This is a genomic window from Streptomyces sp. NPDC048606 (assembly GCF_040650855.1).
Classification (GTDB): Bacteria; Actinomycetota; Actinomycetes; order Streptomycetales; family Streptomycetaceae; genus Streptomyces.
In genome coordinates this window covers 175,320-191,957 of record NZ_JBEZIB010000010.1, presented here as the reverse complement: position 1 = coordinate 191,957, position 16,638 = coordinate 175,320, and the positions used below count along the sequence as shown (strand labels likewise).

The following is a 16,638-nucleotide window of genomic DNA, read 5'->3' as shown; positions in this document are numbered from 1 at the left end:
TCAAGCTGGAGTCATGACGAGTACAACCCTCCGCAGCAGGGCGTGGAAGCTGCTGGAGATGATCACGACGCCGCTGCTGCCGTCGGACTACCTCGACCTGGTCAGCCCCCTGCGGGCGGGCGGCGACCTGCGCGGGCGCATCGAGGCCGTGCACCCCGAGACGGGTGACGCCGCGACCGTCGTGATCAGGCCGGGCAAGGGCTGGCGCGGCCACACGGCCGGCCAGTACGTGCGGATCGGGGTCGACGTCGACGGCAGGCGCCTGTGGCGCGCCTACTCCCTCACCTCGCCGACGAACCGCCGCGACGGCCGCGTCACGATCACCGTGAAGGCGATCCCGGACGGCAAGGTGAGCAACCACCTGGTCCGCAGGGCGAAACCGGGCACGCTGATCCAGCTCGACCAGCCGACCGGTGACTTCGTCCTGCCGGAGGCCAAGCCCGCCAAGGTGCTCTACCTGACGGCCGGCAGCGGCATCACGCCCGTAATGGGCATGCTGCGCGACACCGGGTTCGACGACGTCGTCATGGTCCACTGCGCGCCGCGGCCGCAGGACGTGATCTTCCGCGGCGAGCTGCACGACCTGGTCGCGGAGGGCAGGCTGCGGCTCACCGAGGTGCACACCGACACGGAGGGCGTGCTCGACATCGCCCGTCTCGACGCACTGGTACCCGACTGGGCCGAGCGCGAGACCTGGGCCTGCGGGCCCGCGGGCCTGCTCGACGCCGCCGAGGGGTTGTGGCGCGAGCGCGGCGTCGAGGAGCGCCTGCACACCGAACGCTTCCGCGCCGGCGTCGGCGTCGTCGCCGGTGACGGCGGCGAGGTCACGTTCAGCGCCACCGGCAGGACCGTCGACGCGGACGGCGCCACGCCGTTGTTGGACGTCGGCGAGGAGGCCGGCGTGCTCATGCCGTCCGGATGCCGCATGGGCATCTGCTTCGGCTGCGTCACGCCGCTCAAGGCGGGCGCCGTCCGCGACCTGCGCACCGGCGAGATCACCGAGGCCGAACCGGGCGTCCTCATCCAGACCTGCGTGTCCGCCGCGGCGGGCCCCTGCGACATCGAACGGTAGGAGCACCTTGACCGCCATCGACCCCACCGCCCACCTCACCGCGGAGCAGATCGAGGAGCTCGGCCGCGAGCTGGACGCGATCCGCGACGCGGTGATCGCCGACCGCGGCGAGAAGGACGCCGCCTACATCCGGAAGGTCATCTCGGCGCAGCGCAAGCTGGAGCTGGTCAGCAGGGGCGTGCTGCTGTTCTCGTTCTTCCCGCCCGCCTGGCTGGTCGGCACCGCCGGGCTCTCCGTGGCGAAGATCATGGACAACATGGAGATCGGCCACAACGTCCTGCACGGCCAGTGGGACTGGATGCGGGACCCGAAGATCCATTCCACCACCTGGGAGTGGGACCACGTCTCGCCGTCCGATCAGTGGCGGCACTCGCACAACGAGCTGCACCACACGTACACCAACGTGATCGGCAAGGACAACGACCTCGGCTACGGCATCATGCGCGTCGACGAGGACCAGAAGTGGCACCCGTTCCACCTCGGCCAGCCGCTGTGGAACTTCATCAACGCCTGCTTCTTCGAGTACGGCATCGCGGCCTACGACCTGGAGCTCGGCAAGAACCTGCACAAGCGCCGCCGCAAGAACCCGGAGTTCCGCGCGCGGGCCCGGGCCGTCGGCCGCAAGATCCGCAAGCAGGTGCTCAAGGACTACGTGATCCACCCGCTGCTGTCGGGCCCGTCCTTCCTCACCACGCTCGCCGCCACCTTCACCGCGAACCTGGTCCGCAACCTCTGGTCCCACTCGGTGATCATGTGCGGGCACTTCCCCGAGGGCGTGCAGGTCTTCGAGCGCCGGTCGATCAAGGGCGAGACGCGCGGCCAGTGGTACCTGCGCCAGATGATGGGCTCGGCGAACATCAGCGGCAGCAAGGCCATGCACTTCATGACGGGCAACCTGTCGCACCAGATCGAGCACCACCTCTTCCCGGACCTGCCGAGCAACCGGTACGCCGAGGTCGCGGTCGAGGTGCGCGCGCTGTTCGAGAAGTACGAGCTGGAGTACGTCACCGGGCCGCTGCCCAAGCAGGTGTTCTCCGCGTGGCGCAAGGTCTTCCGGCTCTCCCTGCCGAACAGGAAGCCCAAGGTCGACGCCCCGGACCGCGAAGAAGGAGCTCGTCGCCGCCTGATGTCCGACATCGGTACCGAGCGGGGTGCGCACATGTTTTCGGCATACCCGAACGGGCGATAACCGTCTCGATGGTGCCCGTGTGTCGGCAGGGGGGTGAGATGAAGTACGACCTGTCCCACCGCGTCGTCATCGGGATCGCCTCCAGCGCCCTGTTCGACCTCGCCGAGTGCGACGCGGTGTTCCGGCAGCAGGGCGAGGACGCGTACCGGAGGTACCAGGAGACCCACGTGGACGACGTCCTGGACAAGGGGGTGGCCTTCCCCTTCGTCCGGCGTCTGCTGTCGCTGAACGACCTCGCGGATCCCCTCGATCCGCTGGTCGAGGTCATCATCCTGTCGCGCAACGACCCGGACACGGGCCTGCGCGTCATGCGTTCCATCGCCGCGCACGGGCTGCACATCAGTCGGGCCGTGTTCCGGCCGGGCCGGTCGTCGCACCGCTTCATACCCGCCCTGAACATGTCCCTGTTCCTGTCGGCCAACGGCTCCGACGTTCGGGAGGCGGTGGCCGACGGCCTGCCGGCGGGGCACGTGCTCCAAACCGAGCGGGTCGACGACGACACCGACCGGGAACTGCGCATCGCCTTCGACTTCGACGGCGTGCTGGCGGGCGACTCCTCGGAGCGGATCTACCGCACCGCCGGCATCGACGGGTTCCGCGCGCACGAGGTCCGCAACGCGGCCACCCCTCACGACCCGGGCCCCCTGAAGGACTTCCTCGCGGGCATCAACCGCATCCAGCTCCGCGAGGAGGAGGAACGCCGCGCGGACCCGGCCTATCGGCCCCGCCTGCGCGTGTCCCTGGTCACCGCCCGGGACGCCCCCGCGCACGAACGTGCCCTGCACAGCCTCAAGCAGTGGGGGCTGCGCGTCGACGACGCCTTCTTCCTCGGCGGCATCGACAAGGCCGCCGTGATGCGCGCCCTCGACCCGCACATCTTCTTCGACGACCAGGTCGCCCACCTCGCCGGCACCGCGCCCGCCACCCCGAGCGTCCACGTACCGTTCGGGGTCGTCAACGCACCCCTTCCGGGGCCTGAATGAGTGGCGTGCCCGCGGCCGCGCCATGTGCGCCGACGCACCGCACCGGAGGTCGATCGGCCCACTCGGTAGCGTGATCGTCCACCGCGTGGAGCGACCACGCGACCGGCCGGTCCCCGCGAGGGGGCCGGCGGAGAGGAGCGAGCCGCGATGAGCGAACCGACCAAGCCGGAGATCGAACTCCCCGAGGGCGAGGCACCCGAGGAGTTGACCGTCCGCGACCTCGTCGTCGGGGACGGGCCGGAGGCGAAGCCGGGCCGGGTGGTCCGGGTCCACTACGTCGGGGTCACCTTCGCCACGGGCAGGGAATTCGACTCCTCCTGGGAGCGGGACCAGCCGTTCAAGTTCGCCGTGGGCGGCGGCCGGGTCATCAAGGGCTGGGACCGGGGCATCAGGGGGATGAAGGTCGGCGGCCGGCGCGAGATCATCGTTCCGCCGCGCCTCGGCTACGGCAGGCAGTCCCCCTCCCCGCTGATCCCGGCGGGCTCCACGCTCGTCTTCGTGGTGGACCTGCTCTCGGTGGTCTGAGGACGTGAGCGGTGGGATCCGCCGAAAGCCGCGTGCGGGCGCACGTGCTTCTGGCACGATCCGTCCATGCACACCAAGGGGGAGGGGCTCCGCGCCTGGGTGACCGGGCTGGACGACCGCGCGCTGCGGGAACTCCTCACGATTCCGGGCATGTTGGCGCAGATACCGGGGATCGCCGGCACCGGGAACGGGCCGGCGCCGCGCCTGCGGCGCCGTGAGGTCCTCGCCGCCCGTACGTGGCTCAGCCGTACGAGCGCGGCCGGCCTCACGGCGATCGCGCACTACGCGTCCGGTTGGACGATGTACCGCCTGGAGCGGTGCTACGGACATCCGCCCGCGCGGTTGGCGAAGCCGGAGGCGGAACAGCTGCGGCGGATGCTCCGGGAGATCGATCCGGTGCTCGCGCAGATCACCCTGTACGGCCTCGCCGACGACCGGCTCGCCGAGGGCGGATCGGTCGAGGAGCGGTGGGAGGACCTGTGGGAGGCCGCCACGGCCCCCGGGACCCCGTGCGGGTGCGAACCGGGCGGCGGACCCTGCCGCCCGGCCGGCGCGAGCGCCGAGGACGGATCGGACGCCGACGAGGAAGCCGTCGGGACGGACGACGTACAGGAGGAGGGCGGCCCGTTGGCCGTGGAGATCAGCGAGGACCGACTGCGCGCGTCGCGGCGGATGCTGGGCGAGCGATCGGCAGAGCTCGACCGCGTGTTGGAGGAGACGCTCGGGCGGGTGCGGGCCGGACGGGCCGTGCCGGACCTCCTGGCCGTCCGGTTGGAGGAATGGCGGCGCGAACGCGCCCTGATCGTGGAGCTGCTGGCCGCCGACGGCCGTACGTGGCCCGGGGAGGCGGGTTTCGCCGAACTCGACGCGCTCGCGCGGGAGCTCCGGGACGCGGCCGCGCGGCGCGCCGAGGAGCTGCTCCGGCTGGACGAGGACCGCGCGGACATCCTCGTCCTCCTGGACAAGACGGCGCCCGACGCCCCGCACCACGTCCTGTTGCAGCAGTCGCTGACCGCGCTGGAGACCCGCATCGGCGAGCTCCTGGCGGCCGGAGCACCCGTCGCGCTCCCGGACGGCGCCCCGACTCCGTCGGCGTCCGTGCCCGCACAGGGTCGGGCGCCCGACGCGGCGGCGCCGCCGTCCGGGCCGACCACGGAAACGGAAGCACAGCCGGAGGCAGAACCGGAGCCGCTGCCGGAACCCGAGCCCGGGCCGGAGGCGGACCCCTCGGCGGAACGGAGCGGCACGTCCGCCGTGACGCCCGAACCGGTGGCCGGGACGGCCCCGACCGAGGCGCCGAACGAGGTGCCGAACGAGGCGCCGACCGCGCCCTCGGAGCCGGAACCGCTGTCGGAGCCGGAGCCCGAACCGCTTCCGGAACCGCTGTCGGAGCCGGAAGCGGAACTCCGGACGGCCCGGGACGCTCAGGTGCCCGCCCCGCCCCCGGAAGCGGTCGCGGAGCCCGTCTCCGCACCGGAGCCGCAGCCCGCCCCCGCCCCCGCCCCGGCCCCCGAGGCGGCGCCGGCGGCCGAACGCTCCGGCGCGGACGCGTCCGGCGCCCCGCGGGACACGGCGGCCCCGAACACCGGCCCCAGGGCCCCGGAGCAGTCGCGCTTCACGCCCTGGACGCCGCCGGAGGCACCCGACGGCGCGGAGGCCGCGGTGGCCCGGCTGATCGCCCAGGGCCGGTTCCAGGAGGCCTACTGGACGACGGTCGGCTCGGCGGAGCCCCCGCACCGCGCCGAGACCCTCGCCTTCGCCGAGGCCGCCTTCGCCTGCGGCGACGAGGGAGAGGCCGCGGCGGTGATGACCGGCTTCGCCCTGGAGATCGAGGCGCTCCAGGCCGACCGCCCCGCCCTGGTGCTCGCCGCCGTGTCCTCGCTGCGGGCCGGCCTGTTGGTGGGGTGGCCCAACGACCTCCTGATCCAGGCCGAACTCTCCTCCAGCGTGCCCGGGAACTGGGGCAAGCTCCTCGAACGGGCCGTCGACGCGCTGCGCCGCTACCACCGGCTCGACCTCAGCGCGACCCGCCTGGCCACCGACACCGTGGTCGGGCTCACGCCGGAGCAGCTCTCCTCCGAGGCCGACGAACTGCGCGACGCCCTGCGGCGCCAGCGCATCGGCTACACCCGCGCGACCCAGGTCAGGACCCGTCTGATCGACTCGGACCAGCCCCTGGGGAAGGCGCTGGAAGCGGTCGGCCACTGGGCCGCCGGCACGGCCGGGCCGGCCGAGCTAGACCGGGCGTGGGAGCTCTTCCGCAAGCGGGGCTCCGCCGAGCGCATGATCGAGGAGGCCGACGCCGAGATCCGTACGCCGAAACAGGCGAAGGAGCACATCGAGGCCGCCGCCAAACGGGCCCTGCTGCGCAGCATCGAGCAGGTCTGCGACCTGCTGTCGCGCGCCCGGGCGCTGGCCGCGCCCGTCGTCGACGAGCGCGCGGACGGTGCCGCCACCACCCTGCGCCACGCCCTCGAACAGGTACGCGACGAGACGCCCCCGCCGGGCGTCGAGGGGGCCGCCCTGCTGCGGCTGCGCACGTGGCTCCTCGAAGGCGACCGTTCGCCCGGCACCGCCGTCCCGGCGCAGGACCCCGACGCCGTACGGGTGATGGACCAGCCCCGGACCGAGGCCCTCCTCGCCGCACCGGGACTCCCCCGGTCGCCCGAGGGGGCGCCGCTGCCCGCCGAGGCGGGGTTCGAGGAGGCGGTCCTCACGCTGCTGGACCCCGTCGACGCCCGTGCGGTGCTCCGGCACTACTTCGAGCAGGGCGACCTGCACCTCGCCGACGCCCTGGTCGCGGCGCTGGAACAGGACCTCGTTCCGGCGCTCCCCGCGGGGCCCGACGCCGTGCCCCGCGACTGGCGGCAACTGCGCGACCCCGAGTGGACGCGCTGGAGCGCCGTCCACCGCAAGGCCCACGCCGCCGCGAGCGGTCTCCTCGCCGAACTGCGCACCCAGCAGCTCGACATGCAGACGGAACGCGAAGTCGTCGGCCGGCTCGAAGAGCTGCGCCGGCCCGCCCCCGAGGGCGCGTTCGGTCGGGCCTGCGCCGGCATCACCGCCCTGGAGGGCGAGATGCGGGCGGCGGTCCGGGCCTACGTGGAGCGCCTCCACGAGAGCGTGACGGCGCTGAACCCGTCGGACGAGGAGCTGCGTCGGCTCACCTCGCTGCTGGACCTCGGGGACACGGTCACCGCCGAGGAGTGTCTGGCGCTGCTGCGCGAGGGCAAGCCCCTGCCCGACTGGAGCACCACGGACTCGGGCGCGGAGCTGGAGCGCTTCACCGCCGGGATCGAGCTGGCCGGGGTGCGCAGGACATCCGGCGCCCAGGGCTACTCCGCCCGCCCGTGGGCCGAGTCCTATCTGGACGGCAACCCCCTGACCGAGGGGGCCCGCAGCGGGCTGGACTCGTGGGACGCGCTGTGCCGGCCCTCGACCCGGGGCTCGGAGTGGCAGCGGCACATCCCCTCGGTCCTGCGCGTGCTGGGGCTGGAGTGCCCGCACACACCGGTCCGCGACCAGCAGGGCCAGGTGCGCGGGGTGCTGCGGCTGACCGCCCGGGCGCGGGCGAGCGAGACGGCTCCCGGGTACGTGGCCGCCCTGGGGTCGGCCGCGTCCTCGTACACCATCCTCGTGGTCTCCGACGAGCAGCGCGGTCGCAGCCCGCTGGAGCTGCTGGACAGCAGCGACTCCGGGGCCTGCCTGATCCTCTACCTGTACCCGCTCGGGCTCGGCGGGCGGCGGGAGATGGCGGGGCGGGCGCGTACCGCCGCCTCCCAGCAGGCGCTGGTGGTGGACCCCGCCGTGTTCGGCTGGGTGGCCGCGCGCTCCCCGCGGTCCTTCCGGGCCACCCAGCGGGTCACCCTTCCCTGGACGGCGTACAACCCGTACACGCCCTTCGTGGCCGGGCTCGTGCCCCCGGAGGTGTTCTACGGGCGGCAGGAGGAGATCGCCGCCGTGACGGACCCGCTCGGCGCGCTGTTCCTCTACGGCGGGCGCCAGTTGGGCAAGTCCGCCCTGCTGCGCAAGGTCCAGGCGTCCTTCCCCGGCACGCCCGGCCACAAGGCCATCTACGTCGACCTCAAGGCGCGCGGGGTGGGTGAGGCCGAGCCGGCCGAACGCGTCTGGGCCGTGCTGGAGGACGAGCTGCGGCGCGTGGGCGTGCTGGACGCGTCGGCGCGCTCGGACGACACGCCGGACGCCATGCTCGCCCGGGTGGAGCGGTGGTTGGAGGAGGGGCACGACCGGCGGGTGCTGGTGCTGGCGGACGAGGCCGACGCCTTCCTGACGGCGGATTCCAAGGCGGTGCGCGGGCGGGGCGGGGAGGCCACCTTCGCCAACGTGCTGCGGCTCAAGGGTCTGATGGACCGCACCGACCGCCGGTTCAAGATCGTTTTCGCGGGTCTGCACCAGGTGCAGCGCTTCGGCCACCTGTCCAACGTGCCCCTGACGCACGGCGGTCCGGACGTGTTGATCAGTACGCTGAAGCCGGCCGAGGCGCAGCGTCTGGTCGTCGAGCCGATGGCGGCCTTCGGATACCGCTTCGAGCGGCCCGAGCTGGTCTGGCGGGTGCTCGCCGCGACGAACTACCAGGCGTGTCTGGTCCAGATCTTCTGCGAGCGGCTCGTGGCGACCCTGCGGACCAAGTCGGTGGCGTCGGCGAACTGGCCGATCACGGTGACGGACGAGGACGTCCGGTCCGTGACCGGGTCCGCCCAGGTCCACCGGCACATCGCGGAGCGGCACCGCATCACGATCAACCTGGAGGACCGCTACCGGGTGCTCGCCCTGGTGATCGCGTTGCGCAGCCAGGAGGACCTCTACCGGTACGGCTACGACGCCGACGAGCTGTTGAGGGCGGCCAAGGAGCGCTGGCGGGAGGGGTTCGGTTCGCTCACCGCGACCGACGTACGGATCTACCTGGACGAGATGGTCGGCCTGGGCCTGCTCATCCAGCTGGCGGACGGGCGCAGCTACGCCGTGCGCAGCCCCAACGTCGTCAGCATGCTCGGCACCCGCGAGGACCTCGAACTCGAACTGCGTCAGACGGAGTTCGGGCTTCCGTACGACTACAACCCGCGCTTCTCGCGGCGGTTCGTCGGCACGGACCGCGCGAACATCGCCCGCTACAGTCCGCTGACGGAGCACCAGCTCCACACGGTGACGGCCCCGGGCGTGGCCGCGGTGTGCCTGACCGAGGCCCACGGACCGGCGCTCGTGAAGGCCGCGGTGAAGTCGTACTCCACCGCGCGCGGGCTGGAGTTCCGGGAGGCGCCCGCCGACGCCCCGCCGCGGGCCGCGGGACGGGACGCGGACGACCGACCGCTTCTGATCCTGGCCGACGTCCGGGGCCGGGGCCCCGCCGAGGTCGCGGACTGGACGAAGGCACTGCACGCCCGCACCTCCCCGTCCGAGGGCGGGATGCCCCACCGGACGGCCGTCCTTCTGGTGGGTCCGTCCGAGTGGGGCCGCAAGGACGAGGTCATCACCGGTGTCGTGCGTCCCGAGCGGTGGACGACGGACAGCCTCCGCGCCTGGCCGGAGTGTCCGTTCGACACCCCGGACAAGCGGCGCAGGGTCATCGAACTCACCGGCGGCTGGCCGCACCTGCTGGAGCGGACGGTGCACCGCATCACCCGTGAGGGCTCCCCGCTCGAAGCGGCCCTGGAGGACGCCGGGGACTTCGCGGGCCGGGTGGACTTCGCCCGTTCGCACCTGGAGCGGGTCGGGCTCGACAGCGGGCTGACGGCGGTGCTGACCGACTGGATCCAGTACGTGGAGCCGGGCGAGGCGTGCGCGTACGCCGACATCGCGGCGGTCACCGGGCTGCGGATCGAGGAGGTCGGACCGCTCGTGGGCCGGCTGCTCGACCACGGCGTACTGGACGACGGACCGGACGGCTGCTCGCTCGACCGGATCACCTTCCGGGCGCTCCAGGTCCTGTCGGAACCGACGTGACCCCCGAGCCGCCCGGGGCCGCCGAGCCGCCCGCGCCCCACGGGCCGCCCGTGACCCCCGAGCCGCCCGCGCCCCACGGGCCGCCCGTGACCCCCGAGCCGCCCGGGGCCCTCGGGACCCCGTTGGCCACGCTGCCCGGGGCTCGGTTGTGGACGCGCCGACTGCTGGAGGACCTGCGGTCGGGCCGGAGCTGCGTGTGCCTGTTCCCCCAGGGCCGGTCGTCCGGGGTGCCGACCGTCGCCGGCGCCCTGCTGGACGAGCTGCTCCACGAGCTGGCGGACTTCGTCCTCGTCCCCGCGCCCGGCGACGGCGCACGGGCCGAAGTCCGCGCCCCCGCCCCGTCGGTGCGGGTGGCGGCGACCGCCTGGGGAGACGGCGACCCGGTCCTGGACTACGACGACGGACTGTCCGCCTTCTCGACCGCGCGGACGCCGACCGCGGCGCTCCCCGCACCCCGCGCGCCCTCGGTACCGGCCGTCCGCCACGAGGAGCCGGGCTACGGCTCCCTGGCCGACCGGATCGTGAAGGAACTGGGCGATCCGGCCTTCGACCGGGGCGGGCACACCGGGATAGAGGGGCTCCTCGCCCTCCTCACCGACGCCACGGAGCGCCCCGGGGAGAACCGGGTGATCGTGGTGCGGGGTTGGCTGGAGGCGGCGCCGGTCGCCGCGACCGACCTGCTGCGGCGGCTGGCCGCCACGGTCAAGGCGGCCGGCATGCCCCCGGAGCGGCGGCCGCGGCTGCTGGTGCTGGCCACGGCGACGGAACTGCCCGTGGAGCTGCCGGAGGAGATCGCGCGCGAGGACGTCGGCGTGCACTGGTGGTGGGGCGCCCTCGGCCGGCTGGACACCGCGACGGTGGTGGCCATGTCCCGGCCCCGCCCGCCCGGTCCGGCCGCCCGCCACCAGCTCCTCGAAGCGGTGGCCCAGGCCACCGTCGTCGAGGTGTGCGGGCCCTTCCTCGATCTGGCGGAGCGGCTGGCGGTCGAGTGGGACGGGCTCCCGGACGGCCTCCCGGAGCGGTTGCGCCGGCTCGTGGCGCCGGCCGCTCCGGTGTCCGGGACGGCCTCCGTGCCCGGCCCGCGCGAGGCGGAGCCCGCCGCCGCCCTCCATCCGAACGCCGCCCTGCGCCCCGCGTGGAACCTGGGCGCGCTCGACCGGTGGGACGGGCGCCTGCGCCGCCGCCCGGACGCCCCGGACGGGCACGAGGACGGTGCGGACGGTGTGCGCACCGGCATCTGGCTGGCCCAGAACCACGCCCTGTTGCCCCTGCTCGACACCGCCCGCGAGCGGTTCACCCACGTGATCGTGGTCCGGTCGCGCCTTCGCGGGGCCGAACTCGTCGCGCTCTACGGCCGGTCCGCCGACATGGAGCTCGGCGCGATGTGGGGCGCACACCTCCAGGGCCACGTACGGCTCACCCGACCCGAGGCGGACCGGCTGCGCACCCTGTGGAGTTCCCGCAACAAGCTCGCCCACCGGACCCCGCTGGACAACCGGGCGCTGGCGGCCCTGGTGGACGTCCTGTGCTCCTGAGGCTGCTCCTGAGGCGGCGCGGGCGCCGTCACGCGTACGGGCCCGGGAGGTCGGCGGGGGCCGCGGGCGGGTGGGGGTGGTCGTCCTCGACTCGGTCGACGAGGATGACCGCCACGTCGTCCGCCAGCCGGCCCCGGGTGTGCCGCGTCAGGGCCTGCCGCAGGCCCTCCAGGAAGGCCTTGCGGCTGTGGCCGCGCATCGCCTCCATTTCCCGCGGCAGGTCGAAGAAGGCGTCGTCCTCGTCGCGGGCCTCGATGACCCCGTCGGTGTGCAGCAGCAGCCGGTCCCCCACCCCGAACGGGTAGCGGTCGGTCCGTCCGGCGGGGCCGGTCATGAACTCCTCCAGACCGAGCGGTGGCAGGGGGGCGGCCGGCTCCAGGGGCCGGACCGTCCCGTCGCGCAGCAGGAGCGGCGGCGGGTGGCCCCGGTTGACGACCTCGACGTCGGGGGTGCGCGGGATCTGGGCCACGAGCACGGTGACGAACCCCTCCAGGAGGACGTCCCCGTCGGCCAGGCCCGCGCCGGGGACGGCGGCGTCCCGCCTCAGGGCCGCTCCGCAGTGGTTGACGACCTCCACCAGGTCGTCCTCGTAGTGCACGGCCTCGCGGAACGCGCCGAGGACGACCGCCGCGGCCCGTACGGCGGGCAGCCCCTTGCCGCGGACGTCACCGATGATCATCCGTACCCCGTAGCGGGTCTGGACGGCCTCGTAGAGGTCCCCGCCGATCTGGGCGCCCGTCTCGGCCGCCAGGTACATGCTGGCCGCCCGTACGGGACCCAGTCGGGCGGCGACGGGGCGCAGGAGGACGTCCTGGGCGGCGGCGGCGATCCGGCGGACCTGGTTGAGCTCGTTGTCGTGGCGCGTGCGTACGGCGCGGCTGGTCATGAAGCTCGCCACCGACACCAGGGTCAGCGCGAAGAGGTTCGTGTAGACCTGCTGGCCGCCCCAGGCCCGGTTGTGGGTGGCGGTGACCACGCTGACGGCCACGGCGAGGGCCGTCGCCGCGAGGGTGCCCCGGGGGCCCATCGTGACGGCCGCGAGCGCGGGGGTGGCCACGAGGAGGGGGCCCGTGTAGACGAAGTGCGCCGGGGTGAGTTCCACGAGGAGCACCAGCAGGGCGAGCGCGAAGGGCAGGCACTCCGCGAGCGCGTAGAGGGCCTGGTGGTGGTGGCCTGCTCCCGGTCCCGGGGGCGAGCGCGGGGGCGCTCTCATGACTACAGCCTGCCCCTGACGGGCGTACGGCCGCCACTCATGGGTCCATCGGCGGGTACGGGCGGCCGGCCCGGGCCGCGGGCGGGTAGGGATGCGCGGTGCGGGGCGCCGGCCCCGCCCCGCCACCCCTTCGAGTCGGGAGCCCCCATGTCGACGAGCAGCGGTCCCGCGGAGGTCCCCGAGGTCTCGCGGCGGGAGTTCGACGCCCTCTTCGCCGCGGTCCGTACGTGGGGCCGCTGGGTCCCCGCCGATCGGGGCGCCTGGAACCGGGTCACCGCGGAGCACGTCCGGCGGGCCGCGGCCCTGGTCCGCGACGGTAGGACGGTGCCCCTGGGATTGCCCTGGAACACCCGTCCCGGCCCCGACAACGCCCGGCCCGCGCTGCACCACATGTCCGACCTGGGCGACGTGGAGCCCCCGGAGCCGACCGCGCACAAGGACTTCCTGGCCGTCGACTACCACGGCAAGGCCGTCAGCCACCTGGACGCGCTGTCCCACATCGCCTACCGGGGGCGGCTCTACGAGGGGTACCCGGCCCGCGAGGCGATCGGTTCGGACGGCGCCCGTTTCGGCGCGGTGGCGGCGCTCGGCCCCCTCGTCGCCAAGGGCGTGCTGCTGGACCTGCCCGCGGTCCTCGGCGTGGACTGGCTGGAGCCCGGGCACGCGGTGCGGGCCCGTGACGTGGTCGCCGCCGAGCGGGCCCTCGGGATCCGGATCGACGACGGGTGCGCGGTGCTGCTGCGCACCGGCCGGTTCCGGCGGCGCCGCGAGCGGGGCCCCTGGGACGTCGACGCGGCGAGCGCGGGCCTCCACGTGGACGCGGTGCCCCTGCTGGCCGAGCGGGGGATCTGCCTGCTCGGCGCCGACGGGGACAGCGACGTACGCCCCTCCCCGGTCGAGGGGCTGCACTCCCCGGTGCACGCCCTGGCGATCGCCGCCATGGGGGTGCCCCTGCTGGACAACCTGGACCTGGAGGCGCTGTCGGCCGCCTGCGCCGGGGCGGGACGCCACGAGTTCATGATCGTGGTGAGCCCGCTCGACGTTCCCGGCGGGACGGGCTCTCCGGTCAATCCCGTCGCCGTCCTGTGAAGGGAGAAATGACCGGGAATATACTCAAAAAGCACTGTTCGCCTTCACCTCACGGAGTACGCGCACCACGCGGCACGGACCACAGCGAACGAACGTCCCGCCACGGCCGAGGGCCGGGGGCAGCCGGGCAAGGGGAAGTGATGCAGATGGGGGTCACGGGAGACGAAATCGGCCCCGCGCGCTCCCGTGAGCGCTTCCTGGTGGGCGAAACCGTCGAGGCCGGGGAGCGCGGCGTGCGCGGTCCGATCCTGAACTCGTGGCTGCGCTGCCGGCTGCTGGGCCTGTCCCCGGACCAGACCGAGCTGCCGTACCGGGACGACTTCGAACCGGACAGCCGGCTCGTGCGCGCGGCCTCGCCCGTGCTCGACCGGCTGCGGACCCGCTTCTCGGGCGGCCTGGTCAACATCTCGCTCGCCGACGCCGACGGCACGGTGGTGCAACGGCGCTTCGGCGAACCCTCCATGGTCCGGAGCCTGCCCCCCATCCAGAGCCTGCCCGGCTTCGTCTTCGCCGAGCGGGTCGCGGGGACCAACGGCATCGGTCTCGCGTTGGCCGAGCGGCACCTGATCCAGGTCTACGGCGCCGAGCACTTCGCCGAACGCTCCCAGGCGAGCGCCTGCTCCGCCGTGCCCATCCGCGACCAGCTCAGCGGGCACATCGTGGGCGTGCTCTGCCTCGGGTACCCGCACGCCTACCAGGACCCCTCCCTGGCCGTCCTGGTCTCCCGGGCCGCCGAGTCGATCGAGCGGCGGCTGATGGAGCAGAGCTCGGCGCGCGAGCGCGGGCTGTTGCGCGCCTACCTCGACGCCGAGCGGCGGGCCGGTGCGGGCGCCGGCAACGGGCGCCCCGTCGAACCCGCCCGGCTCGTCCAGCTGACCTGGCCGCCCGGGCCCGCCAGAGCCGAGCGCGATGACGGCGACCCGGTCGGCCTCGAACCCGTCGACGCCGGACTCGTCGAGAACGTCGAGCTGGACCCGCAGGACCGGACGATCCTCAAGGAGAGGGCCACCGAGCTGATCTCCTCCTCCCGCCGGGCCGCCGTCGAGGTGGCCCTCACCCACGGCAGGGGGGCCACCCTGCTGAGCCGGCCGGTCACGAGCGCCTCCGGGGTGGAGGGCATGGTCGTCGAGGCCGTTCTCGGCGGCGACTCCCCACCGGTCCACCACCTCTCCGTCGCCCCCCGCGCGGGACCGCACCCCGCCGGACCACACCCCGTCGGGCCGGCCCCCGGTCCCGCGGGGCACGGCCGCGGCCCGGTCCGCGGCCTGGTGCTGGTGGGCGAGCCCGAGGTCGGCAAGTACGCCATCGCGGCGAGGCGCCGCCTGGAGCTGCTGGCCGAGGCCAGCACCCGCATCGGCACCACCCTGGACGTGGAACGCACCGCCCGGGAGCTCGCCGAGACGGCCGTCCCGAGCCTGGCGGACTACGTCACCATCGACCTGCCCGAGGCGGTGCTGCGCGGCGACGAGTCCACCGACCCCGGCACCGACCTGCACCGCGTCGTGGTGCACGGCATCCGCGACGACTGCCCCTTCTACCCGGCCGGCGGGCGCGTGGAGCTGCTGCCCGGGACCCCCCACATGCGGTGCCTGGCCAACGGGCACCCGATCCTGGAACCCGAACTGGGCGCCGCGGCCGGCTTCGTCGCCCAGAACCCCGAGCGCGCCCGCCGGCTGCTGGAGTACGGGGTGCACTCCCTGATCGTCGTCCCCCTCCTGGCCCGCGGGGTCCTGCTGGGCATCGCGGCCTTCTACCGCTCGCGGGACCCGGCCCCCTTCGGCGACGACGACCTGCGCCTGGCCCAGGAACTCGCCGCCCGCGCCGCCCTGTGCGTCGACAACGCCCGCCGCTACACCCGCGAACACACCCTCGCGCTGGCCCTGCAACGCAGCCTGCTGCCGCGCGGGCTGCCCGAACAGGGCGCCGTCGAGGTCGCCCACCGCTACCTGCCCGCCGAATCCGGCGTGGGCGGCGACTGGTTCGACGTCATCCCCCTGTCCGGCACCCGCGTCGCCCTCCTCGTCGGCGACGTCGTCGGCCACGGCCTGCACGCCGCCGCCACCATGGGCCGACTGCGCACCGCCGCCCGCAACTTCGCCGAGCTGGAAATGGCCCCCGACGAGCTCCTCACCCACCTCGACAACCTCCTGGTGCGCCTGGACCGCGAGGAGGGCGACGGCAGCGCCACGGGCAGCACCGGGATCGTCGGCGCCACCTGCCTGTACGTCGTCTACGACCCCACCTCGCGCCGCGCCGCCATGGCCCGGGCCGGCCACCTCCCCCCGGCCCTGGTGCGCCCCGACGGCAGCGTGACCTTCCCCGACCTGCCCGCCGGGCCACCGCTCGGCCTGGGCGGCCTGCCCTTCGAGACGGCCGAGATCGAGCTGCCCGAGGACAGCACGCTGGTCCTCTACACCGACGGCCTCGTCGCGGACCGCCACCGCCCCGTCGACATCGACGTCGCCCTCGACCGGCTGAGTCGGGCCCTGGCCCACCGCGACCGCAGCCCCGAGGACACCTGTCAGGCCGTCATGGAGGCCATGGCGCCCGAACACCCCGGCGACGACATCGCCCTGCTCGTCGCCCGCACGCACACCCTGCCGGCGGACCGGATCGCGACCTGGGACCTGCCCGCCGATCCCGCTCGGGTCTCCGACGTCCGCAACGCCGCCACCCGACGGCTGGTCGACTGGGGACTGGAGGAGCTCTCCTTCGCGGTGGAACTGCTGCTGAGCGAACTGGTCACCAACGCGCTGCGCTACGGCAGCGAGCCGATCCAGGTCCGCCTGATCCACGACCGCTCCCACGACCACGCGCTGATCTGCGAGGTCTCCGACGGCAGCAGCACCGCCCCGCACCTGAGGCGGGCCGCCAACACGGACGAGGGCGGGCGCGGCCTGTTCCTCGTCGCGCAACTCGCCCAGGCGTGGGGCACCCGCTACACCCCACGGGGAAAGGTCATCTGGGCCGAATGCGCCGTGAACGCGGCGTAACCGGCCGCATGCCGCGAAATGCCGCATACCTGCACGTAGCATCCTCCTGACCCACCTCCCGTGGGCCAGACCCGAGGC

Annotated in this window: 8 protein-coding genes and 1 pseudogene; 8 read left to right on the top strand and 1 reads right to left on the bottom strand. The window is 74.1% G+C overall.

The window, feature by feature from the left end; genetic code table 11:
• The first annotated feature begins 13 nt into the window (after positions 1 to 13).
• From AB0D01_RS13780 to AB0D01_RS13755, 6 genes and pseudogenes are all read left to right on the top strand, one after another.
• Positions 14 to 1,072 carry a ferredoxin reductase gene (locus AB0D01_RS13780; RefSeq protein ID WP_363055339.1) on the top strand — a complete coding sequence of 353 codons (1,059 nt, stop codon included), beginning with the start codon at positions 14 to 16 and terminating at the stop codon, positions 1,070 to 1,072.
• 7 nt (positions 1,073 to 1,079) lie between these two features.
• Positions 1,080 to 2,180, top strand: a pseudogene (locus AB0D01_RS13775) (acyl-CoA desaturase); the annotation flags it as partial.
• A 119-nt stretch (positions 2,181 to 2,299) separates the two neighbouring features.
• Positions 2,300 to 3,244, top strand: coding sequence for a 5'-nucleotidase (locus AB0D01_RS13770; protein WP_363055338.1), 945 nt, complete (start codon positions 2,300 to 2,302; stop codon positions 3,242 to 3,244).
• A gap of 147 nt (positions 3,245 to 3,391) precedes the next feature.
• A complete protein-coding gene (locus tag AB0D01_RS13765) occupies positions 3,392 to 3,769 on the top strand; it encodes an FKBP-type peptidyl-prolyl cis-trans isomerase (RefSeq protein ID WP_363055337.1) in 378 nt (125 codons plus the stop codon).
• 66 nt (positions 3,770 to 3,835) lie between these two features.
• Complete coding sequence (locus tag AB0D01_RS13760) at positions 3,836 to 9,730, top strand: hypothetical protein (RefSeq protein ID WP_363055336.1); 5,895 nt, start codon at positions 3,836 to 3,838, stop codon at positions 9,728 to 9,730.
• A complete protein-coding gene (locus AB0D01_RS13755) occupies positions 9,727 to 11,265 on the top strand; it encodes a hypothetical protein (RefSeq protein ID WP_363055335.1) in 1,539 nt (512 codons plus the stop codon). The genes AB0D01_RS13760 and AB0D01_RS13755 overlap by 4 nt, the downstream gene beginning before the upstream one ends.
• A gap of 28 nt (positions 11,266 to 11,293) precedes the next feature.
• Here the strand turns inward: AB0D01_RS13755 and AB0D01_RS13750 are convergent, their stop codons facing one another.
• Complete coding sequence (locus tag AB0D01_RS13750; protein ID WP_363055334.1) at positions 11,294 to 12,478, bottom strand: PP2C family protein-serine/threonine phosphatase; 1,185 nt, start codon at positions 12,476 to 12,478, stop codon at positions 11,294 to 11,296.
• Positions 12,479 to 12,625: 147 nt separating this feature from the next.
• Here AB0D01_RS13750 and AB0D01_RS13745 point away from each other — a divergent pair, with 147 nt between their 5' ends.
• Positions 12,626 to 13,567, top strand: a complete 942-nt coding sequence (locus tag AB0D01_RS13745; protein ID WP_363055333.1) for a cyclase family protein — start codon at positions 12,626 to 12,628, stop codon at positions 13,565 to 13,567.
• A 146-nt stretch (positions 13,568 to 13,713) separates the two neighbouring features.
• A complete protein-coding gene (locus AB0D01_RS13740) occupies positions 13,714 to 16,560 on the top strand; it encodes a SpoIIE family protein phosphatase (RefSeq protein ID WP_363055400.1) in 2,847 nt (948 codons plus the stop codon).
• The last annotated feature ends 78 nt before the right edge of the window (positions 16,561 to 16,638 follow it).

Coding starts and splice junctions, on each gene's coding strand:
- AB0D01_RS13780 (WP_363055339.1), top strand. CDS start 14: ATGACGAGTACAACCCTCCGCAGCAGGGCGTGGAAGCTGCTGGAGATG.
- AB0D01_RS13770 (WP_363055338.1), top strand. CDS start 2,300: ATGAAGTACGACCTGTCCCACCGCGTCGTCATCGGGATCGCCTCCAGC.
- AB0D01_RS13765 (WP_363055337.1), top strand. CDS start 3,392: ATGAGCGAACCGACCAAGCCGGAGATCGAACTCCCCGAGGGCGAGGCA.
- AB0D01_RS13760 (WP_363055336.1), top strand. CDS start 3,836: ATGCACACCAAGGGGGAGGGGCTCCGCGCCTGGGTGACCGGGCTGGAC.
- AB0D01_RS13750 (WP_363055334.1), bottom strand. CDS start 12,478: ATGAGAGCGCCCCCGCGCTCGCCCCCGGGACCGGGAGCAGGCCACCAC.
- AB0D01_RS13745 (WP_363055333.1), top strand. CDS start 12,626: ATGTCGACGAGCAGCGGTCCCGCGGAGGTCCCCGAGGTCTCGCGGCGG.
- AB0D01_RS13740 (WP_363055400.1), top strand. CDS start 13,714: ATGGGGGTCACGGGAGACGAAATCGGCCCCGCGCGCTCCCGTGAGCGC.